General features: G+C 69.2%; 23 protein-coding genes and 1 riboswitch. Of the genes, 8 read left to right on the top strand and 15 right to left on the bottom strand.

What is annotated here, in order from left to right; genetic code table 11:
- Positions 1-32 precede the first annotated feature (32 nt).
- Positions 33-773 carry a GntR family transcriptional regulator gene (locus KV100_RS17405; protein WP_220344353.1) on the top strand — a complete coding sequence of 247 codons (741 nt, stop codon included), beginning with the start codon at positions 33-35 and terminating at the stop codon, positions 771-773.
- Here KV100_RS17405 and KV100_RS17400 read toward each other — a convergent pair.
- From KV100_RS17400 to KV100_RS17380, 5 genes are all read right to left on the bottom strand, one after another.
- Positions 754-1,782 (bottom strand): ROK family glucokinase, encoded by a 1,029-nt coding sequence (locus KV100_RS17400; protein WP_220344352.1) that lies wholly within the window; start codon positions 1,780-1,782, stop codon positions 754-756. The two genes, KV100_RS17405 and KV100_RS17400, sit on opposite strands and share 20 nt — an antisense overlap.
- A gap of 9 nt (positions 1,783-1,791) precedes the next feature.
- Positions 1,792-2,736: an ROK family glucokinase gene (locus tag KV100_RS17395; protein ID WP_220344351.1), complete on the bottom strand. Its 945-nt coding sequence runs from the start codon at positions 2,734-2,736 to the stop codon at positions 1,792-1,794.
- Positions 2,727-3,080 carry a hypothetical protein gene (locus KV100_RS17390; RefSeq protein WP_220344350.1) on the bottom strand — a complete coding sequence of 118 codons (354 nt, stop codon included), beginning with the start codon at positions 3,078-3,080 and terminating at the stop codon, positions 2,727-2,729. The genes KV100_RS17395 and KV100_RS17390 overlap by 10 nt, the downstream gene beginning before the upstream one ends.
- An 85-nt stretch (positions 3,081-3,165) precedes the next feature.
- Positions 3,166-3,615 (bottom strand): SRPBCC family protein, encoded by a 450-nt coding sequence (locus KV100_RS17385; protein ID WP_220344349.1) that lies wholly within the window; start codon positions 3,613-3,615, stop codon positions 3,166-3,168.
- Between the two features lie 36 nt (positions 3,616-3,651).
- On the bottom strand, positions 3,652-4,077 hold the full coding sequence (locus KV100_RS17380; protein ID WP_220344348.1) for a hypothetical protein: 426 nt from the start codon (positions 4,075-4,077) through the stop codon (positions 3,652-3,654).
- Positions 4,078-4,174: 97 nt separating this feature from the next.
- Here KV100_RS17380 and KV100_RS17375 point away from each other — a divergent pair, with 97 nt between their 5' ends.
- On the top strand, positions 4,175-5,965 hold the full coding sequence (locus KV100_RS17375) for a long-chain fatty acid--CoA ligase (RefSeq protein WP_220344347.1): 1,791 nt from the start codon (positions 4,175-4,177) through the stop codon (positions 5,963-5,965).
- Positions 5,966-6,128: 163 nt separating this feature from the next.
- Here the strand turns inward: KV100_RS17375 and KV100_RS20260 are convergent, their stop codons facing one another.
- Positions 6,129-7,154: an NlpC/P60 family protein gene (locus KV100_RS20260; protein WP_220344346.1), complete on the bottom strand. Its 1,026-nt coding sequence runs from the start codon at positions 7,152-7,154 to the stop codon at positions 6,129-6,131.
- 8 nt (positions 7,155-7,162) lie between these two features.
- A riboswitch (cyclic di-AMP (ydaO/yuaA leader) is annotated at positions 7,163-7,304 on the bottom strand.
- Between the two features lie 138 nt (positions 7,305-7,442).
- Positions 7,443-7,706: a hypothetical protein gene (locus KV100_RS17365; protein WP_255559404.1), complete on the bottom strand. Its 264-nt coding sequence runs from the start codon at positions 7,704-7,706 to the stop codon at positions 7,443-7,445.
- 101 nt (positions 7,707-7,807) lie between these two features.
- Between KV100_RS17365 and KV100_RS17360 the strand changes: the two genes are divergently transcribed.
- Together KV100_RS17360 and KV100_RS17355 are read left to right on the top strand one after the other, a co-directional pair.
- Positions 7,808-9,634 (top strand): DEDD exonuclease domain-containing protein, encoded by a 1,827-nt coding sequence (locus tag KV100_RS17360; RefSeq protein WP_220344345.1) that lies wholly within the window; start codon positions 7,808-7,810, stop codon positions 9,632-9,634.
- 45 nt (positions 9,635-9,679) lie between these two features.
- Positions 9,680-9,964 carry an Lrp/AsnC family transcriptional regulator gene (locus KV100_RS17355; protein WP_220344344.1) on the top strand — a complete coding sequence of 95 codons (285 nt, stop codon included), beginning with the start codon at positions 9,680-9,682 and terminating at the stop codon, positions 9,962-9,964.
- 30 nt (positions 9,965-9,994) lie between these two features.
- On the opposite strand, the gene trpD is transcribed toward KV100_RS17355, so the two are convergent.
- Together trpD and KV100_RS17345 are read right to left on the bottom strand one after the other, a co-directional pair.
- Complete coding sequence (gene trpD, locus KV100_RS17350) at positions 9,995-11,047, bottom strand: anthranilate phosphoribosyltransferase (RefSeq protein WP_220344343.1); 1,053 nt, start codon at positions 11,045-11,047, stop codon at positions 9,995-9,997.
- Complete coding sequence (locus KV100_RS17345; protein WP_220344342.1) at positions 11,044-11,481, bottom strand: hypothetical protein; 438 nt, start codon at positions 11,479-11,481, stop codon at positions 11,044-11,046. The genes trpD and KV100_RS17345 overlap by 4 nt, the downstream gene beginning before the upstream one ends.
- 72 nt (positions 11,482-11,553) lie before the next feature.
- Here KV100_RS17345 and KV100_RS17340 point away from each other — a divergent pair, with 72 nt between their 5' ends.
- The 4 genes from KV100_RS17340 to KV100_RS17325 all read left to right on the top strand — a co-directional run bounded on the left by KV100_RS17340 (position 11,554) and on the right by KV100_RS17325 (position 15,952).
- Positions 11,554-12,201 carry a heme-copper oxidase subunit III gene (locus KV100_RS17340; RefSeq protein WP_220344732.1) on the top strand — a complete coding sequence of 216 codons (648 nt, stop codon included), beginning with the start codon at positions 11,554-11,556 and terminating at the stop codon, positions 12,199-12,201.
- A 130-nt stretch (positions 12,202-12,331) separates the two neighbouring features.
- Positions 12,332-13,162, top strand: a complete 831-nt coding sequence (locus tag KV100_RS17335) for a c-type cytochrome (protein ID WP_220344341.1) — start codon at positions 12,332-12,334, stop codon at positions 13,160-13,162.
- Positions 13,159-14,235, top strand: coding sequence for a ubiquinol-cytochrome c reductase iron-sulfur subunit (locus KV100_RS17330; protein ID WP_220344340.1), 1,077 nt, complete (start codon positions 13,159-13,161; stop codon positions 14,233-14,235). The genes KV100_RS17335 and KV100_RS17330 overlap by 4 nt, the downstream gene beginning before the upstream one ends.
- 4 nt (positions 14,236-14,239) lie before the next feature.
- Entirely contained in the window at positions 14,240-15,952 is a 1,713-nt protein-coding gene (locus KV100_RS17325) for a cytochrome bc complex cytochrome b subunit (RefSeq protein WP_220344339.1), read from the top strand.
- A gap of 317 nt (positions 15,953-16,269) precedes the next feature.
- On the opposite strand, the gene KV100_RS17320 is transcribed toward KV100_RS17325, so the two are convergent.
- The 6 genes from KV100_RS17320 to KV100_RS17295 all read right to left on the bottom strand — a co-directional run bounded on the left by KV100_RS17320 (position 16,270) and on the right by KV100_RS17295 (position 23,072).
- Complete coding sequence (locus tag KV100_RS17320) at positions 16,270-17,535, bottom strand: Ig-like domain-containing protein (protein WP_220344338.1); 1,266 nt, start codon at positions 17,533-17,535, stop codon at positions 16,270-16,272.
- An 85-nt stretch (positions 17,536-17,620) separates the two neighbouring features.
- Entirely contained in the window at positions 17,621-18,016 is a 396-nt protein-coding gene (locus tag KV100_RS17315) for a cytochrome c oxidase subunit 4 (protein WP_220344337.1), read from the bottom strand.
- A complete protein-coding gene (gene ctaD, locus KV100_RS17310; RefSeq protein WP_220344731.1) occupies positions 18,013-19,695 on the bottom strand; it encodes a cytochrome c oxidase subunit I in 1,683 nt (560 codons plus the stop codon). The genes KV100_RS17315 and ctaD overlap by 4 nt, the downstream gene beginning before the upstream one ends.
- Positions 19,696-19,781: 86 nt before the next feature.
- Positions 19,782-20,681 (bottom strand): cytochrome c oxidase subunit II, encoded by a 900-nt coding sequence (gene coxB, locus KV100_RS17305; protein WP_301022359.1) that lies wholly within the window; start codon positions 20,679-20,681, stop codon positions 19,782-19,784.
- A gap of 122 nt (positions 20,682-20,803) precedes the next feature.
- Positions 20,804-21,796 (bottom strand): carbohydrate kinase family protein, encoded by a 993-nt coding sequence (locus tag KV100_RS17300; protein WP_220344336.1) that lies wholly within the window; start codon positions 21,794-21,796, stop codon positions 20,804-20,806.
- Between the two features lie 70 nt (positions 21,797-21,866).
- Positions 21,867-23,072 (bottom strand): GDSL-type esterase/lipase family protein, encoded by a 1,206-nt coding sequence (locus KV100_RS17295; protein WP_220344335.1) that lies wholly within the window; start codon positions 23,070-23,072, stop codon positions 21,867-21,869.
- Positions 23,073-23,212 lie beyond the last annotated feature (140 nt).

Below are 23,212 nucleotides of genomic sequence, written 5' to 3'. Positions count from 1 at the left end.
CTAGTGGCCGCCCCCGCCCCTATAGTGCTCGCATGGGTGCGCGGCCGGAGATCTCGCTGGACCGCTCGAGCCCGGTCCCTCTTTACTTCCAGATGGCCGAGCAGCTCGAGGGTGCGATCGTCAGCGGCACGCTCGCACCCGGCGACAAGCTGGACAACGAGCTCGTCCTCGCCGACCGGCTCGGACTCTCGCGCCCCACGGTCCGCCAGGCGATCCAGGTGCTCGTCGACAAGGGCATGCTCGTCCGCAAGCGAGGCGTCGGGACGCAGGTGGTGCACGGCAGGGTCAGCCGTTCGGTCGAGCTCACGAGCCTGCACGACGACCTGACCGCGGCCGGGCAGGCCCCCCGTACGGAGGTGCTGAGCCTCGCTCGCCTCGAGGCGAGCGAGGAGAGTGCGCGCGCGCTCCAGCTGGAGCCGGGCAGCCCGGTCTGGTCGCTCGAGCGGGTCCGCTACATCGGCGACGAGCCACTCGCGCTCATGCAGAACCTGCTCCCCGCCTCGCTGCTCGACCTCGCCGCGGTCGACCTGGCCGACAACGGCCTGTACGCGGCACTGCGCCGCGCCGGGATCTGGATGCGGGTCGCCAAGCAACGGATCGGCGCCCGTCGCGCCGACGCGCGGGAGTCGCGGCTCCTCGGCGAGCGCAGGGGGGCGCCCCTCCTCACGATGCAGCGCACGGCGTACGACGACGCCGGGCGTGCGGTCGAGTACGGCGAGCACGCCTACCGCCCCGACCTCTATGCGTTCGAGCTCACCCTCGTCGACCGCTGAGCCGCACCAGCGAGCCCTCGGCGCGAGGTCGGCGACGCCGCCCCCGCCGTGCACGACGACGCACCGAGCGGGCCATGTCGGCCGCGCCGATCATGCCCGCGTCGTTGCCGAGGTGGGCGCGCACGATCAACGCCTCCGGGCGGAAGCCTCGACCGGTGAGCGTCCTCCGGAACGACTCGCGCGCAGGCTCGAGCAACAGCTCGTCGGCGTCGGAGACTCCCCCGCCGATCACGAACAACGCCGGGTCGAACGCAGCCGCCAGGTTGGCGATGCCGATCCCGAGCCACGCGCCGACGTCCTCCAAGCACCGCAGAGCGTCTTCGTCCCCGTCACGCGCCAGCTCCGACACCACCAGCCCGCTCACCTGGTCCGGGTCACCGTCGAGGCGCTCCAGCAGCCGCTTGCCGTAGTCGTCGCCGCGATCCATCGCCTCGCGTGCGTCCCGGATCAGCGCATTGCCGCTCGCGTACTGCTCGAGGCAGCCGTGGTTGCCGCACTCGCACGCCCGGCCGTCCGGCACGACGATCATGTGCCCGAACTCCCCCGCGATGCCGTACCGGCCGCGGTGCGGGCGCCCGTCGATCACCAGCGCCCCGCCGATTCCGGTGCCGAGGGTGAGACAGACCATGTACTCCTCGTTCTGGGCGGCACCGAACCGCCACTCCGCCCAGCCGGCGGCGTTGGCGTCGTTGTCCACCAGGACCGACAGCCCTGTACGCCGCTGCACCGCGTCCCGCAGCGGCTCGTGCCGCCACGCCAGGTGCGGGGAGAAGAGCACGGTGGACTGCGTCGCGTCGACGAAGCCCGCCGCGCCGATGCCGACGGAGGTGACGTAGTGGTGCCGTCGTAGCGTCGCCACGATGTCCGCGATCGCGTCGAGGACCGCCATCGGGCTGGTCGTCGGCGTGTCCCGGCTCAGACGTGCCAGGACGTGACCGTCGAGGTCCACCACACCGGCCTTGACCCGAGTGCCACCGATGTCGATCCCGATCGAGAGCCGCTCAGCCATCGTGCCTCGTCACCGCGCGCGAGCGAGGTCGGCGGCACCGATCATGCCGGCGTCGTTGCCCAGGCTCGCGGGCCGCAGCGTCGCCTGCGGACGATAGACCGGGGCCGAGAGCGTACGGAGGAACGACGCGTGCGCGGGCTCGAGCAACAACGCCCCTGCCTTGGCGACACCACCGCCGATTGCGACCACGCTCGGGTCGATGACCGCCGCCAGCGACGCGATGCCCTCTCCGAGCCACCGGCCGACGTCGGCGATGAGCTCGATGGCCAGAGGGTCGCCCTTCTGGGCCTGCTCGGTCACCATCTGCCCCGTGATCCGCGTGACGTCACCGTCGATCAGCGCGGCCAGCGGCTGCGCCTGCGCCATCCCCGCACTGATCCGGTCGCGGGTCTCGCGCACCAGCGCGCGGCCTGAGGCGTACTGCTCCCAGCACCCGTACTGGCCGCAGCCGCACCGGATCCCGGCGGGGACCATCCGCAGGTGACCGATCTCACCGGCGACGCCGAACGCGCCCCGGTCCAGGCGTCCGCCCTGGATGATCCCGCCACCGATGCCGGTGCCGACCGTGACGAGGAGCATGTCGTCGACGTCGGCCCCCGCCCCGAACCGGAACTCGCCCCACGCCGCGGCGTTGGCGTCGTTCTCGATCACCACGGGAAGGTCGATGAGGTCTTCGAGGCGGTCGGCGAGCGGTTCGTCGATCCACTTGATGTTGGGGGCGAACAGCACGGAGCGCCGCGCGGCGTCGACGAACCCGGCGGCGCCCACACCGACGGCCTCCACCTGGTGGTCTCGCTTGAGGGCGTTGACGGACCGGCCGACGGCGTCCCCGATGAGGGTGGGGTCCGTCGCCGGCGTCTCCAGCTGGTCGTGAGCGATGACGGTGCCGTCGACGTCGACGACGCCCACAGCGATCTTGGTGCCGCCGATGTCGACGCCGACCGTCAGCCCCATGGCTCGTCCTCCCCGTCCCTGTCCGCCGGCCCGTCGGCGGCCGCCCGCCCGGACGCGTGCGGCGGACGCGTCTGCGCCCACGCGTCCACCACACCACGCGCGGCGAGGGTGAGCGAGGCCAGGGCCGACGTCAGGTGGTCGGCCACCTCGGGGCGCGCGTGACGCACGACTGTCATGAGCTGGCACAGGGGGCAGGAGTCGCAGGTCTCGGGACGATGCTCGGCCGACGAGGTGTCGTCGGCTCCTCGCCGGCCCTGCGACGCCTGGTCGGCGAGCACGCGAGCGAGCTTGAGGGCCTCCTGCGCGAGGGTGCCGACATGGTCGTCGCCGGTGTGTTCGGTCATGCCTCTCCTCGTGCAGAGAACCTGGGGACGTGCGAGCGCGGTCGTCAGATCCTATCGAGACCCGCGCCTCGCCACGTCGTCCCGGTCACACCTCGGATGACTCGACGCGCTTCTTGAGGCCCTTGAGAGCTGTCTCGATGATGACCTTCTCCGCCTTGCGACGGAGCATCCCCAGCAGCGGGATGGAGACCTCGACAGCGAGACGGTAGGTGACGCGGGTCCGCCCGTCCTCGAGGGGTTCGAGGACGTAGGCCCCGTCCATGCCCGTGACCATGGACCCCGGCTCGGTGACTCGCCAGTCGACCTCACGGTCGCCGTCCCAGGTGTAGCCGAGGGTGTAGGTGTCGCGGATCGGCGTGGCGTCGAGGACGAACTGCACCTCGGTGGGGCGTGCCCGGAACTCGTCGAGCTCCACGACCCGCGCCTCTTTCACCCCCGTCGCCCACGAGGGGTACGACGCGAAGTCGGCGATGACCGCCATGATGACGCCGGGATCGGCGTCGACCACGATGTCGCTGGTCGTCTGGTCAGTCATCCAGAGCCCTCCTGGTCGTCGGTGCTGCGGCCGACCCTATCGCGCATCCCGGACGTCCTCGGTCGGGGCAGCCCCGCGCTGCGCTGTGGCGGGCGGCTCCCCGACGGGCCGTCCGACGTCGAGAGTGTCCCGGACCTGGGTCACCCATCGCTTCAAGCGCTCCCGTACGTCGCGCTCCATCCGCCGGACGCCCTGCGTCGACATCCCCGGCGCGCTCGGGTCCGCCTGTAGGAACAGGTGCACGATCGTCCCCTCGGGCGCCTGCTCCAGCCACACCTCGGCCGTCCCGTCGAGCGTGCCGCTCACGCTCCAGCGCTTGCCGCGGTCGCCCCGGTCCTCGAAGCACCGCAGCTCCAGGCCGGGCAGCACCTCGGACCAGCCGGACTCCGCGCAGAGAACCTCGCGCAACTGGCGCTGCGGCACGGGCGCGTACGTCTGGTCGATCACGTCCACCGCCGGCATCGAGGTCTCCTTCGCAGGTGCTCCGAGTGGTGAATGTAACCTGCCCCAGGGGGAGTACGTCGTGTCGGCGTACCCAGATCACTCGATCGGAGGCAGAGTGCGTACCTACGCGACCCCAGCCACGTACCAGGTCCCAGAGACGGGCAGCATCACCAACGACATCCTGGTGCGGGTTGACGAGGACCCTGACCGGGTCGCCTTCCAGCGCAGGGTCTCCGGCGCCTGGACCGACGTCACCATCGCGCAGTTCCGCGACGAGGTCGTCTCCCTCGCCAAGGGGTTCGTCGCCGCCGGAGTCGCGCCGGGAGATCGTGTCGGTCTCCTCTCCCGCACGCGCTACGAGTGGACGCAGGTCGACTACGCGCTGTGGTGGATCGGTGCCGTCTCCGTCCCCATCTACGAGTCCTCGTCGGTCGAGCAGATCTCGTGGATCCTGTCCGACTCCGCCGCGGTGGGCTGCGTCGTGGAGAACGAGGAGCACGCGGAGCGGGTCGCGGCGTCCGGCACCGATCTCACCGACCTCAAGAACGTGTGGGTCATCGACTCCGGTCTGGACACTCTCGCCGCGTCGGGTGCCGTCATCTCCGACGCCGACCTTGCCGCCCGTCGTGACGCCGTGGCTCCGTCGGACCTCGCCACGATCATCTACACCTCCGGCACGACCGGACGCCCCAAGGGCGCAGAGATCACGCACGCCAACTTCATGTTCGAGCTCGGCGACGTCATCGACGTCCTTCCTGAGCTGTTCCACGACAACTCCGTGACGCTGCTCTTCCTGCCGCTGGCGCACGTCTTCGCCCGCATCGTCGAGGTCGGCTCCATCCGGGCAGGCGCGAAGCTCTCGCACTCCCCGGACGTCAAGAACCTCCTCCCCGAGCTGGCGGAGATCAAGCCGACGTTCCTCCTGGCCGTCCCACGCGTGTTCGAGAAGATCTACAACGGCGCCAGCCAGAACGCCCACGCGTCCGGCAAGGGCAAGATCTTCGACGTCGCGACCTCGACGGCGATCGCCTACAGCCGGGCGCGCGAGAGCGGCAAGCGCATCGGCCCGGTCCTCAAGGCGAAGCACACGCTGTTCGACCGGCTGGTCTACACCAAGCTTCGTGACGCCATGGGCGGGCACGTCGAGCATGCGATCTCCGGCGGCGCTCCGCTGGGCGAGCGGCTCGCGCACTTCTTCTCGGGCATCGGCATCCCGGTGATCGAGGGGTACGGCCTCACCGAGACCACGGCCGCGCTCGCGGCGAACCTCGCCGGCGACTCCAAGATCGGCACCGTCGGGCGCCCTCTGCCGGGCACCGAGGTCCGGGTCGCCGATGACGGCGAGCTGCTGTTCCGCGGCGGACAGGTGTTCCGGGGTTACTGGAACGCGCCGGAGGCGACGGCGGCCGCGTTCGACGAGGACGGCTGGTTCCACACCGGTGACATCGGTGAGATCGACTCCGACGGCTTCATCTCCATCACGGGCCGCAAGAAGGAGATCATCGTCACCGCCGGCGGCAAGAACGTCGTGCCCGCGGTCCTCGAGGACCGCATCCGGGCGCACGTCCTGGTGAGCCAGGCGGTGGTCGTGGGCGAAGGCAAGCCCTTCGTCGGCGCACTCATCACGCTCGACCAGGAGTCGATCGGCTCGTGGCTCGAGAACCACGGCAAGCCGGCTGATACGCCGATCGAGCAGCTCGCTGACGATCCCGACGTGCTGGCGGCCGTGCAGACCGCGGTGGACGAGGCCAACTCCCACGTGTCCCGAGCGGAGGCGATCCGCAAGTTCCGGGTCCTCGCCAAGGACTGGACCGAGGAGGGCGGCCAGATCACACCGACCCTCAAGCTCAAGCGCAACGTCGTGATGCGTGAGCACCGCGACGACGTCGAGGCCCTGTACGGCTAGGCCCCCACCCTCACGCAGACAGCAGCAGCCCTCGGCGCACACGCGCTGGGGGCTGCTGTCGTCCGTGAGGGTTCGGAGCTGCTGCCCAGGGGTGGCCGCACGTCGTACGCAGAAGAGCCACGACCCGAGACGGGTCGTGGCTCTTCGTACGGAGCGGAGGCGGTCAGCCGACGCGACGCACTCCGCTGACCGGCATGACGTCCACCGAGACGATCTCGACGCTGCGCCCGGGACGCGGGGCGTGGATCAGCTTGCCGTTGCCGATGTAGATGCCGACGTGGCTGACCGGGCTGTAGTAGAAGACCAGGTCGCCCGGGCTCATCGACGACCGCGACACCGAGGAGCCCATCCCGGACTGCGCGGAGGACGAATGCGGGAGCGACACGCCGGCCGCGCCGAACGCCTTCATCGTCAGGCCCGAGCAGTCCCAGCTGCCGGGGCCCGCAGAACCGTAGGAGTAGGGCTCGCCCAGCTGCGCCATCGCGAAGTCGATCGCCTTCTTGGCCCGCCCGGACGCGTTCACCTTCGGGGCGCTGGTCGACGGACGGTCTTCGCTGCGGCTCGGACCACCGTGGTCGTTGTCGTAGACCTCTTCGCGCTCAGCAGGAGTCAGGCTCGCGACGAGAGCCTCGGCCTTGGTGACGCGATCGTCGAGCTTGGCCTTCTGCTTGGTCATCTCCTTCTGCGACTCCGAGATGATCTCGAGCTTGGAGGAGAGCTGCTCACGGCGGACCTTGAGCTCTCCGGCCTCGCGCTCGAAGGCGGCCAGCCGGTCGGCCTGGGTGCTGTTGTAGGACTGGAGCGCCGTCAGGCCCTCCAGGAACTCGTCGACATCGTCGCTCGCGAGCAGCTGGGTGGTCGGGCCCATCGGGGAGCTCGACAACCGCTCGGTGACGGTCTTGGCGAGGGCGTTGCGGACGTCCTCGACCTCAGCCTGCTGCGCCTTGACGTCGGTCCGGAGCTTCTTGATCTGCTTCTTGGCTCCGTCGACCTCGGTCCGGAGCTCGAGGAAGCGCTCGTTGGCCTGCTCGGCCTCGTGGCTGAGCTCGGCGACCTTGCGCTGGGCCTCGGACAGGCTCGGCGTCTGGGGGTCTGCTGCGCTGGGGGACGCGGTGAGCGTGGCAGCGAGGACCAACCCGGACCCGGCGGCGACTGCTGCCCTCATCGACAGCTTTCGGCCGTTCCGCACTCGGCGGCTCCTTCACGTTCTCGACGCCTACCGGGTGAGCTGACGGGTTCGGGCCAAGAACGTGCCCTACCGTCCGAGCGGACGGATTCACCCCAGGAACGTGGGTCCCCGGCTCCAGCGTCGATCGGGGGATCTCGGCCGAACTAGGCGGCGTGCCTGCGCCCTCCGGGGTAGAGAACTCCTCAGACACGCGAGCCTCACCCTATGCGCCAACGGGGTGGGGAATCAACGTGAAGCAGTGGGAAAGTCAGATCTCTCTCGCGGGCGGCGGTGGTTGGGTGAGAAGGCTCACACGTCGTCGATGGTCTCGCTGTCGGTCTGGGTCACGAGGCGGAGCGGAGACACGAGGCCGGCGGCGCTCAGCGCCTGGAGCGCGGCACCCTCGTCGGCGTCGATGCTGACGCCCTCGTCGGGGGCACCGAGCAGCGCGGTCACCACGCAGTCGCCGCATGCCTGGGGCCGGGCGAGGCAGCGACCGCAGTCGATGGTCAGAAGCTCGCCGTGACCCGTCGCCGGGCCCGGCTGCTGATGGAGCACGCGGGATTCGTCCATGCCCTGGACGCTACGCAGCCGCTCTGACACAAACCCGTCGTGCGACACGCCGTACGCCCCGACGGCCGGACATGTCAGCGGACGCACCTACCGTCGTTCCCATGACCCTCGCCCCCGAGACCGCTCCCCCGCCGACCGTCCCGGTTCCCGCGGTCGAGGGCACCGCGGTCGAGGGCACCGCGGTCCAAGGGACTCTCGACGAGCTGGGTCGAGACCTGTCGGGCATCACGTTCTGCGTCGTCGACCTCGAGACGACGGGCGGCTCGGCGGCCGCCGGCTCCATGATCACCGAGATCGGTGCGGTCAAGGTCCGCGGCGGAGAGGTCCTGGGTGAGTTCCAGACCCTCGTCGACCCCGAGGGTCCGATCCCGACGTTCATCACGGTCCTCACCGGCATCACCGACGCGATGGTCGTGGCCGCCCCGAGGATCGGCGAGGCGCTGCCGTCGTTCCTGGAGTTCGCCCGGGGCACCGTGCTCGTCGCGCACAACGCTCCCTTCGACGTCGGCTTCCTCAAGCACTTCACCCAGCACCTCGGGCTGGCCTGGCCCGGCTTCGAGTCGCTCGACACCGCCCGCATCGCCCGTCGCGTCCTGCTGCGCGACGAGGTCCCCAACTGCAAGCTGAGCACGCTCGCGCGCCACTTCCACGCCGCCACCACCCCCAACCACCGCGCCCTCGCCGACGCCCGCGCGACGGTCGACGTCCTCCACGCGCTCCTCGAGCGCCTGGGCACCATGGGGGTGTCGACGATGGAGGAGCTCGCCACCTTCAGCTCCCGCGTCAGTCCCGCCCAGCGCAAGAAGAGCCGGCTCGCCGACCACCTCCCCCACCTCCCCGGCGTCTACCTCTTCCGCGACCGTCACGAGAACGTCCTGTACGTCGGGACCTCCAAGGACCTCCGTGCGCGGGTCCGCTCCTACTTCACCTCCAGCGAGACCCGCACGCGGATGGGCGAGATGGTGGCGCTGGCGACCCGCGTCGAGGGCATCACGTGTGCGACGGCCCTGGAGGCGCAGGTGCGCGAGCTGCGGTTGATCGCACACCACAAGCCGCCCTACAACCGCAGGTCCCGACACCCCGAGCGTGCGACCTGGATCAAGCTCACCCGAGAGCCGTGGCCCCGCCTCTCGTTCGTCCGCAAGACCGACGACGACGCCGACTACCTCGGTCCCTTCACGCGCCGCTCGTCCGCCGAGCGTGTCGCGGCGACGCTCTACGAGGCGTTCCGCATCCGCCAGTGCTCCGGACGGCTCCCGCGCCGTCCGTCACGCAGCGCGTGCGCCCTCGCCGAGATGGGCAGCTGCCTCGCACCCTGCGACGGCACCGCCACCCCCGAGACGTACGCGGCCGAGGTCGACCGCGTCCGGACGGCTCTCACGCTCGACCCCACCGTGGTGGTCGATGCCTCGACCGACCGCATGCGCACGCTCTCGGGGCAGGGACGCTTCGAGGACGCCGCCCATGAGCGAGACCGGCTCGTCGCGCTCGTCCGTGCCACCCACCGCAGCCAGCGGCTCGCCGCGCTGCTCTCGTGCGCCGAGGTGGTCGCAGCACGCCCCCTCGACCCGCAGTGGCGGGAGTGGGAGGTCCACGTCGTACGCCACGGACGTCTGGTCGCCTCCGGGGTGATGCCAGCCTCGACGCCGTCCGGTCCGTGGGTGGAGGCGCTCCGATCGACCGCCGAGACGATCGTGCCCGACGAGACACCGGCTGCCACCGCGGCCGAGTCCGAGCTGGTCCTGCGCTGGCTGGAGTCCGACGGGGTCCGCCTCGTCGACCTCGACGGCGAGTGGGCCAGCCCGGTACGCGGCGCCGGTCGGCACCTGCCCATCGTCGAGGCTGCCGAGCGATCACGTGCGGCCGCTGCGCCCTTCGACGAGGCGCGAGGCGAGGGCTGGCGGACCGAGCACCGCCCACGCCGCTGACGAGTAGGCTGCAGCCCGTACGCCGACTCGTCCGCAGGAGGACCCGTGATCACCGCGATCGTGTTCATCAACGCCGAGGTCGACCGCATCCCGGAGGTCGCCGAGGAGGTCGCCGCGCTCGACGGCGTGAGCGAGGTCTACTCCGTCACCGGACACATCGACCTGATCGCGCTCGTCCGGGTGCGGCGCACCGAGGAGATCGCCGACGTGGTCGCCGACCGCGTCAACAAGGTCCCGGGAGTGCGGTCGACCGAGACGCACATCGCGTTCCGCACCTACTCCCAGCACGACCTCGAGGCAGCCTTCAGCATCGGTGGCGACTTCGAGTGATCGTGCGCCGCTGACCGCGCCCCGCGTCGGTCAGCTCTCGCGCTGCGACGCGTCGGCCCACACCGCGAGCGCCTCGCGGGCCGCCCCGGAGTCGAGCGCCTCACGGGCGCGAGCGACGTTGCGCTCCATCCGGGTCACGAGGTCGTCCTCGCCTCCCTCGTACGCCGCCAGCCCCGCGGCGGCGTTGAGCACGACCGCGTCGCGGACGGGCCCCTGCTCGCCCGCGACCACACGTCGGAAGACGTCGGCGTTGAAGGCCGGGTCGCCTCCGCGCAGCGCCTCGGGGGGAGACGGCGCGATCCCGACCTCGGTGGGGTCGAAGGTGTGCTCCGCCACGGACTTCTGACCGTCCGGACCCGACACGACCCACACCCGCGAGGTCGTCGTCGTCGTGATCTCGTCGAGGCCGTCGTCGCCACGGAAAACGAGCGCATCGAGCCCGCGCCGCGCGAAGACGCCGGCGACGACGCTCGCCATCCTCGCGTCGGCGACACCCACCGCCATCGCGGCGGGCTTCGAGGGGTTGGTGAGCGGCCCGAGGAAGTTGAAGGCGGTCGGGATGCCGAGCTCCTTCCGCGGCGCCGCGGTGAAGCGGAACGACGAGTGGAAGACGGGGGCGAAGCAGAAGGTGATCCCCACCTCACCCGCGAGCGACGCCACGCGCTGGGGTGTGAGGTCCAGCCGGACCCCGAGCTCCTCGAGGACGTCGGCCGCCCCGCTGGCGCTCGACGCAGCGCGGTTGCCGTGCTTGACCACCAACGCACCGGCACCGCGCATGGTCACCGCCGACATCGTCGAGATGTTGACGGTCTTGGCGCGGTCACCTCCGGTCCCGACGATGTCGACGGTCCGGCCCTCGACCTCGATCAGCCTCGCGTGGTCGAGCATGGTCGCCGCGAGTCCCTCGACCTCGGCGACGGTCTCACCCTTCGCCCTCAGCGCCACGGCGAAGCCGGCGATCTGCGCGGCCGTGGCGTTGCCGGAGAGGATCTCCTCCATCGCCCACGCCGTCTGCCCTGCCGTGAGGTCCTCGCCTGCCACGAGCCCGCCGAGGACCTCCGGCCAGCGGGTCGCGACCGTCATGCGGAGGCCGTGGTCGCCGCGGGGGCGATGAGGCCGAGGACGGCGTTCGCGAGCTTGAGCGGGTCGATCGGGTGGCTCGCGATGCCGTCGGCGCGCGACCAGGTCGCGAGCCAGACGTCCTGGTCCCGCGCGGTCAGCACCAGGAGCGGCGGGCACTGGAAGATCTCGTCCTTCAGCTGGCGCGCGACGCCCATGCCACCCGCCGGCGTCGCCTCGCCGTCGAGGATCGCCAGGGCGATGCCACCGGCGTCCATGTGCTGGAGCACCACCGGGAGCGTCGCGCACTCGACGTACTCGACGGGCGGCAGGTCGGGGTGGATCCGACGGCCGAGGGCGGTCGTCACCTGCGTGCGGGTGTCACCGTCGTCGGAGTAGACGAGGACGCGCAACGGGAGTTGACGTTCGGATGCGACATCAGTGCTGGGATCGGTCACAGCGCGATCGTAGCGACTCGCGAGGGCGTGAGGCAGGGGCCGGGGATGCCTCGCACAGGTCGGGGGTTAATAATGACACCCGTGGCGACGACATCTGTGATCCCAGCATCCCGCCTGCACGGGCAACCCAACCGACCCTCGCAAGTGACGGTCGGGACCGTGGTCTGGCTGTCGAGCGAGCTGATGTTCTTCGCGGCCCTCTTCGCCGCGTACTTCACCATCCGTGCGGTGAGCCCGGAGCTGTGGGCGGCGGAGACGGCCAAGCTCAACGTCCCGTTCGCCACGGTCAACACAACCATCCTCGTGCTGTCCTCGGTCACCTGCCAGTGGGGCGTCTTCGCCGCCGAGAAGGGCAAGGTCGGCCGCAGCGGACGCATCTGGCAGATCGGCCAGTGGGGTCTGCGCGAGTGGTTCGCCCTCACCTACGTGATGGGCGCCGTCTTCGTCGCCGGCCAGGCCACCGAGTACGTCGAGCTGATCCACGAGAACGTCACGCTCTCGTCGTCGGGCTACGGCTCGGTCTTCTACCTCGCCACCGGCTTCCACGGTCTGCACGTCATCGGCGGTCTCATCGCCTTCCTCCTCGTGATCGGCCGTACCTTCATGGCGCGTCGATTCACCCACGAGCAGGCGATCTCCGCAATCGTCGTGTCCTACTACTGGCACTTCGTCGACATCGTGTGGGTCGGGCTCTTCCTGACCATCTACGCCCTGCAGTAGGGCCCCCGTCCTCGACCCGTCCTCGACGGCTCCGGCGACGAATTCTCTACCAGAAGATCTGAATCAAGGTTTAATCGAAGGAGACGCCCCTGCCGGGGGCGTCCCTGGCAAGGGGAACGAGGTTCACTCCGTGCGGTTCTTGTCCACCCACCGAAGGCACCCTCTCGCGGGTTACGCGGTGCTGCTCTTCGGACTGCTCGTCGCGGGAGCGCTGTACGCCTCCCTCGCTCCGGGGAAGGCCGACGCCGACACGGCGAGTGACACCGCCAAGGTGGAGCAGGGCCGCGAGCTGTTCCTCGTCGGCTGCGCCAGCTGCCACGGCATGAACGCCGAGGGCGTCATGACCAAGAGCGGCGGCAACTTCGGCCCCTCGCTGATCGGTGTCGGCGCGGCGTCGGTCGACTTCCAGGTGTCCACCGGTCGTATGCCGCTGGCTCAGACCGCGCCCCAGGCACCCCGCAAGGATCCTGTCTACGACGAGGAGGAGACCGACGCGCTCGCCGCATACGTCGCCAGCCTCGCCCCCGGCCCTGCGGTCCCTGACGAGGAATACACCGACGTCTCCGACCTCTCTGAGGAGGAGCTGACCCGCGGCGGTGAGTTCTTCCGTACGAACTGCACCGCGTGCCACAACTCCGTCGGCGCCGGCGGCGCCCTGCCCAGCGGCCGCTACGCCCCCTCCCTGCGCGGCGTGAGCGCGAAGCACATCTACGAGGCCATGCAGACCGGCCCGCAGCAGATGCCGGTGTTCAGCGACGACGTCGTCACGCCTGAGGACAAGCGCGCCATCATCGGCTACATCAAGTCCGTCGAGTCGCAGCCCCAGGGCGGCTTCGGTGGCGGTGGCCTCGGCCCCGTCGTGGACGGCATGTTCGCCTGGATCATCGGAATCGGCGGTCTCGTCGCCGTCAGCGTCTGGCTGGCAGCGCACGGCGCCCGGGTGAAGAAGAAGAGGTCATGAGCCCCGAATCGCACGACGAGCAGCCGACTGACGACGTCGCCGTCCCGGCGCGCAACGACATCGAGCCTGCCGAGCCGATCGAGAACCCGGGGCTGCCCGAGCATCTCCCGCGTCCCACCGACGTGGATCCCAAGCTGGCCAAGCGCGCCGAGCGTCAGGTCGCCGGGATGTTCACCGCCGCCATCGTGCTCGCCCTGGCCTTCTGCGTCGCCTACTTCACGATCCCCAGGGACGCGGAGGTCTTCGGCTGGTTCTCGCTGAACCTCGCCCTCGGGCTCACCCTCGGCCTGGCGCTGTTCCTCATCGGCATCGGGGCCATCCAGTGGGCCAAGAAGCTGATGTTCGACCAGGAGATCATCGAGATGCGCCACCCGGCGCGCTCGTCGGACGAGGACCGCGAGGCGGCGCTCGTCGCCGTCGGCCAGGGCGTGTCCGAGTCGGGCTTCGGTCGCCGGCCGCTGATCCGCAACTCCCTCATCGGCGCCGTGGCCTTCCTCGGTCTGCCGGCCATCATCATGCTGCGCGACCTCGGCCCACTGCCGGGCGACAAGCTGTTCAAGACGGTCTGGCGACGCGGCATGCGGGTCGTCAACGACGTCTCGGGCATCCCGCTGCGTCCGGGTGACATCGAGGTCGGCCAGCTCGTCAACGCCCAGCCCGCGATCCTGTTCGAGACCGACAGCCACGGCCACGCGCTGTTCCACGGCACGGACCTCCTGCAGGCCAAGGCCAAGGCGTCCGTGATCGCGGTCCGGATCCGGCCCGACGACATCAAGCCGCGCAAGGGCCAGGCCAACTGGGACGTGGACGGCATCATGGTCTACTCCAAGATCTGCACGCACGTCGGCTGTCCGATCTCCCTCTGGGAGCAGCAGACCCACCACCTGCTCTGCCCGTGCCACCAGACCACCTACGACCTCGCTGACGGCGGCAAGGTCATCTTCGGCCCCGGACACCGCCCGCTCCCCCAGCTCCCGCTCGCGGTGGACCAGGACGGTTATCTGATCGCGACCAGCGACTTCCACGAGCCGGTCGGCCCGAGCTTCCCAGAGGTGGAGCAGAACCGTGACTGACACCATGAGCACTCCCACGACGCCGCTCCAGGACACCAAGTTCGGCAAGAAGTCCGCCGGACCCGTCGGGTGGCTCGACGAGCGCGTCGGCCTCGCCGGCCTCGTGCGCAAGAACATCCGCAAGGTGTTCCCGGACCACTGGTCGTTCCTGCTGGGCGAGATCGCTCTCTGGAGCTTCGTCGTCCTGCTGCTGACCGGGACGTTCCTGACCTTCTGGTTCCAGCCGAGCATGACCGAGATCGTCTACGACGGCCCGTACGAGCCGATGCGTGGCCTCGAGATGTCGCAGGCCTACGCCTCGACCCTCGACATCTCGTTCGACATCCGCGGCGGTCTGCTGGTCCGGCAGATCCACCACTGGTCTGCTGCGCTGTTCATGGCGGCGATCATCGCCCACATGCTCCGTGTGTTCTTCACCGGCGCGTACCGCAAGCCGCGTGAGCTCAACTGGATCATCGGTATCGGCCTGTTCGCGATCGGCCTGATCGAGGGCTTCGCCGGTTACTCGCTGCCGGACGACCTGCTGTCGGGCACCGGGCTGCGCTTCGTCGACGGACTGATCCGGTCGATCCCGGTCGTCGGGTCCTACCTCGAGTTCTTCGTCTTCGCCGGGGAGTTCCCGGGTGACCTGATCATCCCGCGGCTCTACATGGCGCACATCTTCTTGCTGCCGGGCCTCCTCCTCGGCCTGATCGCCGCCCACATGGTGCTTCTCGTCTACCACAAGCACACGCAGTGGCCTGGCCCCGGACGCACCGAGAAGAACGTCGTCGGGTTCCCCATGCTCCCCGTCTACGCGGCGAAGGCGGGCGGCTTCTTCTTCGTGGTCTTCGGCTTCACGACGCTGATGGCGGCGGTCATCCAGATCAACCCGATCTGGGCGTACGGCCCCTACAACCCGTCCGAGGTGACCGCGGGCTCGCAGCCCGACTGGTACATGGGCTGGGTCGAGGGCGCGGTCCGCATCATGCCCAACTGGGAGTTCACCGTCGGTCCGGAGCAGTACTCGCAGACGTTCTCGCTCAACGTCTTCATCCCGGCCGTCCTCCTGATGGGCCTGCTCTTCACGGTGCTCGCGATCTGGCCGTTCTTCGAGTCGTGGGTCACCGGCGACAAGGAGGAGCACCACCTCCTCCAGCGTCCGCGCAACGCCCCGACCCGCACCGCGTTCGGCGTCGCCGGCATGACGTTCTACGGCGTCTGCTGGATCGCCGGCGGCAATGACATCATCGCGTTGAAGTTCAACCTGGACATCTTCACGATCACGTGGATCTGTCGTATCGGGGTGTTCCTCGGGCCGGTGATCGCGTTCATCATCACGCGGCGGATCTGCATCAGCCTGCAGCGCAAGGACAACGACGCTCTGCTCCACGGCTACGAGACGGGCATCATCGTCCGCTCCGCCGAGGGGTCGTACGCCGAGGCCCACGCGCCGCTGCCGCGGGACGCCGCGTACGCGCTCACCGCGCGTCCTCGGGTTCCCGAGCTCACCGCAGCGGTCGACGAGGACGGCAACGGGGTCCGCAACCCGCAGGGTCGCAAGGCAAGGCTGCGGGCGTGGGCGAAGCGGTTCTTCTTCGCGCACGACGTGGACAAGCCGACTCAGGCCGACGTCGATGCCGCGGCACACCACTTCCACGACGAGGTGTACCCGCCGCACGACCTCCCGGACGACTTCAGCGGAGTCAGCGAGACGGGCGTGCCCAAGCAGCACTGAGGTCCAGCCTCACGAGAAGGCCCCGCTCCCCCATCCGGGGGGCGGGGCCTTCTCCTTCCCCCTACCCCGGCCGGCGGGTCACTGTCTGCCGCTCGCGGGTCACTCTCGGCCGCTGGCGGGTCACTGCCTGCCGCCCGCGGGTCATTTTCTGCCGCTCGCGGGTCACTGCCTGCCGCCGAGGGTCACTGCCTGCCGCTCGCGGGTCACTGCCTGCGCCGACGGGTCACGTACAGTGACCCGTCGGTCCACGAACACTGACCCGCGGGCCGAAGACGGTGACCCGCGAGGCGAAGACAGTGACCCGCGAGGCGGAGGGGTCAGGAGAGGGCCGAGCCCTTCGCGAACTGGGCGTACGAGACGTTCCAGTCCGTCCAGCCGTTCTGCGGCTCGAGAACCTTGCGGTCGGAGCGGATGAACTTCACCGGGTCCCCGATGTGGGAGATCCCGTAGAACCACGAGGCGTTGCTCGTGCTCAAGCCGGTGCACCCGTGGCTCACGTTCGCCGAGCCTTGTGAGCCCACCGACCACGGCGCGGCGTGGATGAACTCACCGGAGTTGGTCACTCGCATCGCATACCGGACGTTCTCGATGTTGTAGTACTCCGACGAGCCTTCGGCGATGCCCGTCGTCGCGGCGTCCATCCGCTTGACGGGATACTTCTCCATGATCACCTTGGTGCCGTTGCGGGTCTGGAAGCCGGGCTTGCCGGTGGTCGCCGGGATCACCCGCGCGACCTTGCCGTTGATCCTGACCGTCGCCTTGTGCCGCGCGACGTCCACCACCGTCGTCACCGCACGCTTGGTGACCGAGAAGCTGGTGTCGCGGTCCTCCTGGCCCCACACGCCCTTGGCCGTACGGACGCCGTTGATGCCTGCGTGGACCTTGACCGTGGTGCCTGCCGGCCAGTATCTCTTCGGACGGAAGTGGACCTCGGAGTCGCTGATCCAGCTCCAGGTGCCCTCCACCTTCGGTGTAGACGTCACTGCGAGGCGCTTCTCGACCTCGGCCCGCCGCGACACCGGGAGGTCGAATCGGACGATGATCGGCATCGCCACCCCGACGGTGGCGCCGCTCCTCGGCGAGATGGAGGCGTACGCCTGCTGGTCGAGCGTCAGAGACTGGGTCCGGAAGGTACGGGTCGTCGTGTCGACGTTGCCGTCCTCGTCACGGGTGCTGACGGCGACCGTGTAGCGCTTGCCGGGCTCGAGGAGACCCTTGGCCGTCCAGGCACTCCCGTCGGCCGTCAGATCGCCGGCAACAGAGGACTTCTTGGTCGCGCGCTTGCCGAAGTAGGCCGACACTGCCGTGATCGTGCCGTTGGTCGCTCCCACGGTGATCGCGGTATCCACCGGGACGGCGCGGGCACCCTCCTCGACGTTCATGGTCACCTCGGTCGCCGGCGTGGGCGACGGCGACGACGAGGCGTTGGAGTCGCCAGCGTTATCGGCTTCCGCGTCTTCGGCGCCTGCCCCCTCGGAGCTGCCGCCGACGGCGCTGCACCCCGCCATGAGAGCACCCGCAACGAGGACGCCGAGCCATCGGTGTCCACCGTGCAGCGCGCGCTGACCGGTTTGTCTCTTCATGATCCCCCTACGAAACAGACATACGGCCTCTCAGGGTAGCAATCGCTACCTTGAGAGGCCGTACGAAGTCTGACCGGCGCGTGGATCAGTGCGCGTAGAGCCCGCGGTAGTACTCGTAGATCCAGCCGACCAGGGCGATGACTCCGAACGGGAGCGCCATCACGACGAGCCACCAGCCGAAGATCAGGCCGAGGATGATGGCCAGCATCGCCAGGGCCGCCCACAGCGGCCACCAGCTCCACGGAGGGTAGAAGCCGTACTCGCCCGCACCCTCAGCGATCTCACCGTCGTCGCGGTCCTCGAGGCGCGCGGGGATCTGCTTGGCGACCACACCCAGGAAGAAGGTGAGCAGGAGACCCAGCAGCGCGGCCATGACCAGGGCTGTCGTCCCGGTCGGGTCGCCTGAGGCGATCCAGTAGATCGGTGACACGATCACCAGGAAGACGGAGATCGATGCGATGATCCAGGCCTCGGCCTTCACCGGCTGCCACCATCCTCACGCTTGTTGTCGGCCTGTTCGCGCATCGCCTCCTCGTGCCCCGAGAGGTTCGGGGCGTCGGCGAGCGGGCTGTCGAAGTCGTTCTCGGCATGCTCGAGCATCGACAGCTCAGGGTGATGCAGGTCGAATGCAGGGCTCTCCGACCGGATCCGCGGCAGCGACGTGAAGTTGTGCCGCGGCGGCGGGGAGGAGGTCGCCCACTCGAGCGAGCGGCCCCAGCCCCACGGGTCGTCGACGCCGACCTTGGGGTTGTGACGCGAGACCCACACGTTGTAGAAGAACGGCAGCGTCGAGATCGCGAGGACCGCCGCACCGATCGTGGACACCTGGTTGAGCATCGTGAAGCCGTCGGACGGCGAGTAGTCGGCGTATCGACGCGGCATGCCTTCGACACCGAGCCAGTGCTGCACCAGGAACGTCATGTGGAAGCCGATGAACAGCAACCAGAAGTGGATCTTGCCGAGTCGCTCGTTGAGCATGTGCCCGGTCCACTTCGGCCACCAGTAGTAGAACCCGGCGAACATCGCGAAGACGACGGTGCCGAACACGACGTAGTGGAAGTGCGCGACGACGAAGTAGGTGTCGGACAGCTGGAAGTCCAGCGCCGGCGACGCCAGGATGATGCCGGTCAGGCCACCGAAGAGGAAGGTGGCGAGGAACCCGAGCGAGAACACCAGCGGCGTGTCGAAGCTGATGGATCCGCCCCATAGCGTGCCGATCCAGTTGAAGAACTTCACGCCTGTCGGTACGGCGATCAGGAACGTCATGAACGAGAAGAACGCGAGGTCGACCGACCCGGTCACGAACATGTGGTGGGCCCACACCGCGACCGACAGTGCCGCGATCGCCAGCGTCGCCGCGACCAGACCGATGTAGCCGAAGATCGGCTTGCGGCTGAAGACGGGGAGGATCTCACTGACGATGCCGAAGAACGGCAACGCGATGATGTAGACCTCCGGATGCCCGAAGAACCAGAACAAGTGTTGCCAGAGAACCGGCCCCCCTGTCGCTGGGTCGAACACGTGGGTGCCGAGCTGCCGGTCGGCGAAGAGCGCGAGCAGCGCGGCGGCGAGGATCGGGAACGCGATCAGAACCAGGAGGCTGGTGACCAGCACGTTCCAGGTGAAGATCGGCATCCGGAACATCGTCATGCCGGGGGCGCGCATCGTGAAGATGGTGGTGACGAAGTTGACCGCGCCGAGGATGGTGCCCAGGCCGGACATGTACAGGCCAAGGGTCCACATGTCTCCGCCGATGCCCGGTGAGTTGACCGAGTCGGACAGCGGCGTGTAGGCGAACCAGCCGAAGCTGGCCGCGCCGCCAGGCACGAAGAAGCCGCCGACCGCGACCGAGCTGCCGAACAGGAACAGCCAGAAGCTGAACATGTTGAGCCGCGGGAACGCGACGTCGGGCGAACCGATCTGGAGCGGCATGATCCAGTTGGCGAAGCCGACGAACAACGGCGTCGCGAACATGAGGAGCATGATCGTGCCGTGCATCGTGAAGAGCTGGTTGTAGGTCTCTTCGTCGACGACCTGCGTGCCGGGGACAGCAAGCTCGGCACGGATGAGCAGCGCGAGGATGCCGCCGATCAGGAAGAACGCGAACGACGCGACGAGGTACATCGTGCCGATCTGCTTGTGATCGGTGGTCGTCAGCATGGCGACGACGCGCTTGCCCAACGGCTTCGGCGGGGTGACCTCTTCAGGCGTCGCCCCGGCCTGGGGTTCTGCGACTGCAGTCACTCCTACTCTCCTGTCTCTAGGTTCTGCACCTCGGCGAGCCCGGCGATCCGGCTGGCTTCGGCACCGCCCTCGGGCTGACCGATCTGCCCGGCCGCCTGAAGCTGCTGCAGGTGGGCGTCGTACTCGTCACGCGAGACCACGTGAACCTTGAAGATCATGCGGGTGTGGTAGAGCCCGCAGAACTCGGCGCACCGACCGGTGAAGACACCCTCACGCGTCGGGGTGACGTCGAAGGAGTTCTCCTTGCCGGGGATGACGTCCATCTTGAAGTAGAACTCGGGGATCCAGAACGAGTGGATGACGTCCGGCGAGACGAGGTTGAATTGGACCGACTCGTCCACGGGCAGCCACAGCTCGGTGGGGTTGGAGGTGTCGCCGTAGTCGAAGACGTCTTGACCGGCGGTCGCCTCCTCACCGAGGTAGTTGAACGTGAACTGCCACTTGCTGCCGACGACCGTGATCGTGTGGTCCGGCTCCTCGACCCGCTCCAGCATCTTGTTCTGGGCGGTGACGGTCTCGGCGAAGAAGATCGCCACGACGATCACCGGCGCCACCGTGTAGAGGACCTCCAGCGGGAGGTGGTAGCGGAGCTGCGAGGGCACCTCGTTGCCCGGCCGGCGACGGTAGCGGACCATCACCCACAGGATCAGCCCCAGGACGAGCACGAGCACGACCGCGGAGGCGATCCAGGCGCCGACCCACAGGACGAACATGGCGTCGACACGATCACTGGCTCCGATCGGGAGCGCCAAGCGGCCCCACGCACTCGGATCGTCTGGCGAACAGCCACTGAGCAGCACGATCGCAGCAGCGACGAAGCCGAGCCCGAGCGTCTTCGACCTGACCGGTCGACGACGTTCGCCTTGTGCCCGCTTGCCGCGCGCGAAGAGTTCCTGACCCACCAGGCGCCTTTCTGGCTCGATTCGAATCACACCGTGGTGCGCGTCCTCGTCGCCGCTGACGCAACGCCCGAGGTCCGTACCACGAACATCAGCACCCTACTCCAGAGCCGTCGGACTGACCTTCAGAGGTCCCCTCGGAACCGGGGCAGACGGTCGACTACGATGCTGGCCGCCGCGTCGCCGTACTGCGTCCGCAGACGGCCCATCAGGCTGTCGCGATCAAGGCGGTACTCCTGCGTGCCGGTGGTCTCCACGACGCTCGCGGCCAGGGCGCAACCCAGCTGCGCGCACTGCTCGTGCGGGAGGTCGACGCCGAGCCCGGCGAGGAAGCCGGCCCGGAAGGCGTCACCGACTCCGGTGGGGTCGACGGGCGTGACCCCCGCGATGGCGGGGACGTCGATGACCGAGCCGTCGGCCTCGTAGACGCTGACCCCGTCTGCGCCGCGGGTCACCACGCGGGTCCCGACCCGCTGCTGGATCTCGCCGGCGCTCCACCCGGTCTTCTTCTCCGTGAGCGCGGCCTCGTACTCGTTGCTGAAGAGGTAGGCGGCACCGTCGATCAGCGACCGGATCAGGGCGCCGTCGGCGAAGGCGAGCTGCTGCGACGGGTCGGCGGCGAAGCGGTAGCCACGGGCACGGCTCTCCTCGGTGTGGCGGACCATGCCCTCGGGGTCGTCGGGACCGATGAGGACGATGTCCCAGCCGCCCACGCGGTCATGGATCGGCTTGAGCTCGATCTCTCTGGCCTCGCCCATCGCCCCGGCGTAGAACGTGGCGATCTGGGCCTGCGCGGCGTCGGTGGTGCAGACGAACCGTGCCGTGTGCTTGGTCTCGGACACGTGGACACCGGAGCAGTCCACACCGTGACGCTCCAGCCACGAGCGGTAGTCGTCGAAGTCCTCTCCCACGGCCCCGATCAGGACCGGCTCCTCGCCGAGCGCCGCGAGACCGAAGGCGATGTTGGCCCCGCACCCTCCCCGGCGTACGTCGAGGTCCTCGACGAGGAAGGACAGCGAGATCTTGTCGAGCTGGTCGACGACGAGCGAGTCGGAGAAGCGCCCCCTGAAGGTCATCAGGTGGTCGTTCGCGATGGAACCGGATACGGCGATCTTCAACGGAGCTCCTCGAATCGGGACGCGTGCGCGCCCACGATAGTCGCGAAGCCTCGCCCAGGGCGAGGCATGGTCACCGTGGGCGCGTGGTCCGGAGCGTCCGGACCGGCCCAGTGAGGTAGCCGTTGCGGGCGGTGATCCGGACCTGCGCCCTGATCGCACGGCGCGGGACGCCCAGCTTCGCGCGGTGGCCGGCGCGAGACGCCTTGCGCCACGTCGACCACGAGCCGGCAGCCGTGCGGCTGCGGTATGCCAGCGAGTAGGTGTCCGACACAACGGCCTCACGCCAGCGCACCCGCAGCGAGGCGCGTCGCCAGGAGGCCGACGCTCCGCGGACCCTGTGCGGGACCCTCCCGGTGGCGCGCACCCGGATAGGCACCGACCACGCGCCGATCATCGCGCCGCGCCGCGGTTGCACCTGGACCTCGTAGGTCCCCCCGGCGCTCAGTGCTGTCACCGATCGAGTCTGGCCGGACGCCCACGAGGTCGTCACCCAGGCGCCGAGCCGCGGCGCGACCAGGCGGTGCCGCAGTCGGTTCGACCAACCGTCGATCGTGGTGCTGTCCCACGAGAGGTCGATCCGCCGGTCAGTCCCTCGCCCGCTCACGACGAACCTCGCCGGCCACGAGACCGCCGCATCGATCGCTGGACGCCGAGAGAGGGCGCCGATCTCGACAAGCCCGTCGGCCACGCGCTGGGCGAGCCGCGTCTGCCCCGTCGGCGTCGGGTGGATGCCGTCCCAGGTGTGCACCCGAGGGTCCCAGCCCTGCGCTGTCTGGGCGACCGTCACGCGGGAGTCCGGGGTGTTCAGCCCGGCCACCAGACCGGCGACGAGCGCGTTGAACGTCTCGGTCTCACGTACGCGGTCTCGGGCGCCGGTCGAGAGGTTCATGCCGGTCATGACTTGGCCGATCACCAGGTCCACCGCAGGGTCGACGGCACGCACCCGCTCGACGTAGGCCCGGATGTTCGCCGCGGCGGTCGCTGGCGTACGGATCCGCAGGTCGTTGAAGCCGATGAGCAGGACGACGACATCAGGTCGGTGTGTCGCAACCTCCTCGGTGACCCCACCGAGGAGGGAAGCCGTCGTCGCGCCCGCCATCGCGGCGTGGTCCTGGTCGAAGCCGGACACGAGGTAGCTCGTCTTGTCGTACGCCAGGGTCCGGCGTGGGCCGACGAGGTCGATCGTGGATCCGACCGACCGAAGACCGCGCCAGAGCCAGTATCGGTAGGTGTAGTCACCTGCGCGGCCCTGTGTGATGGAGTCACCGGCAACCATGACGCGCGTCGGCCCAGGAGGGCGTTCGGAGGAATCCGTCGGTGCGTCGACGGCGTGTGCGGGCATGGCCGCCCCGAGCAACACACCCAGAAGAGCGACGACCGCTGACCGATTTATGAGAGATGTCCCATTTCGCACCA

This window comes from Mumia sp. zg.B21, assembly GCF_019550855.1.
Classification (GTDB): Bacteria; Actinomycetota; Actinomycetes; order Propionibacteriales; family Nocardioidaceae; genus Mumia.
Note: the sequence above shows the minus strand (reverse complement) of the source record. Positions and strands in the feature narration are given on the sequence as shown.

What these genes read in the sequence shown, in the direction of transcription:
- KV100_RS17400 (WP_220344352.1), bottom strand. Translation starts at nt 1,782, where the DNA reads ATGGCTGAGCGGCTCTCGATCGGGATCGACATCGGTGGCACTCGGGTC.
- KV100_RS17385 (WP_220344349.1), bottom strand. Translation starts at nt 3,615, where the DNA reads ATGACTGACCAGACGACCAGCGACATCGTGGTCGACGCCGATCCCGGC.
- KV100_RS17405 (WP_220344353.1), top strand. Translation starts at nt 33, where the DNA reads ATGGGTGCGCGGCCGGAGATCTCGCTGGACCGCTCGAGCCCGGTCCCT.
- trpD (WP_220344343.1), bottom strand. Translation starts at nt 11,047, where the DNA reads ATGACGGTCGCGACCCGCTGGCCGGAGGTCCTCGGCGGGCTCGTGGCA.
- KV100_RS17390 (WP_220344350.1), bottom strand. Translation starts at nt 3,080, where the DNA reads ATGACCGAACACACCGGCGACGACCATGTCGGCACCCTCGCGCAGGAG.
- KV100_RS17395 (WP_220344351.1), bottom strand. Translation starts at nt 2,736, where the DNA reads ATGGGGCTGACGGTCGGCGTCGACATCGGCGGCACCAAGATCGCTGTG.
- KV100_RS17380 (WP_220344348.1), bottom strand. Translation starts at nt 4,077, where the DNA reads ATGCCGGCGGTGGACGTGATCGACCAGACGTACGCGCCCGTGCCGCAG.
- KV100_RS17320 (WP_220344338.1), bottom strand. Translation starts at nt 17,535, where the DNA reads ATGAAGAGACAAACCGGTCAGCGCGCGCTGCACGGTGGACACCGATGG.
- ctaD (WP_220344731.1), bottom strand. Translation starts at nt 19,695, where the DNA reads ATGCTGACGACCACCGATCACAAGCAGATCGGCACGATGTACCTCGTC.
- KV100_RS17295 (WP_220344335.1), bottom strand. Translation starts at nt 23,072, where the DNA reads ATGGTTGCCGGTGACTCCATCACACAGGGCCGCGCAGGTGACTACACC.
- KV100_RS17340 (WP_220344732.1), top strand. Translation starts at nt 11,554, where the DNA reads ATGACACCCGTGGCGACGACATCTGTGATCCCAGCATCCCGCCTGCAC.
- KV100_RS17330 (WP_220344340.1), top strand. Translation starts at nt 13,159, where the DNA reads ATGAGCCCCGAATCGCACGACGAGCAGCCGACTGACGACGTCGCCGTC.
- KV100_RS17325 (WP_220344339.1), top strand. Translation starts at nt 14,240, where the DNA reads ATGAGCACTCCCACGACGCCGCTCCAGGACACCAAGTTCGGCAAGAAG.
- KV100_RS17365 (WP_255559404.1), bottom strand. Translation starts at nt 7,706, where the DNA reads ATGGACGAATCCCGCGTGCTCCATCAGCAGCCGGGCCCGGCGACGGGT.
- KV100_RS17360 (WP_220344345.1), top strand. Translation starts at nt 7,808, where the DNA reads ATGACCCTCGCCCCCGAGACCGCTCCCCCGCCGACCGTCCCGGTTCCC.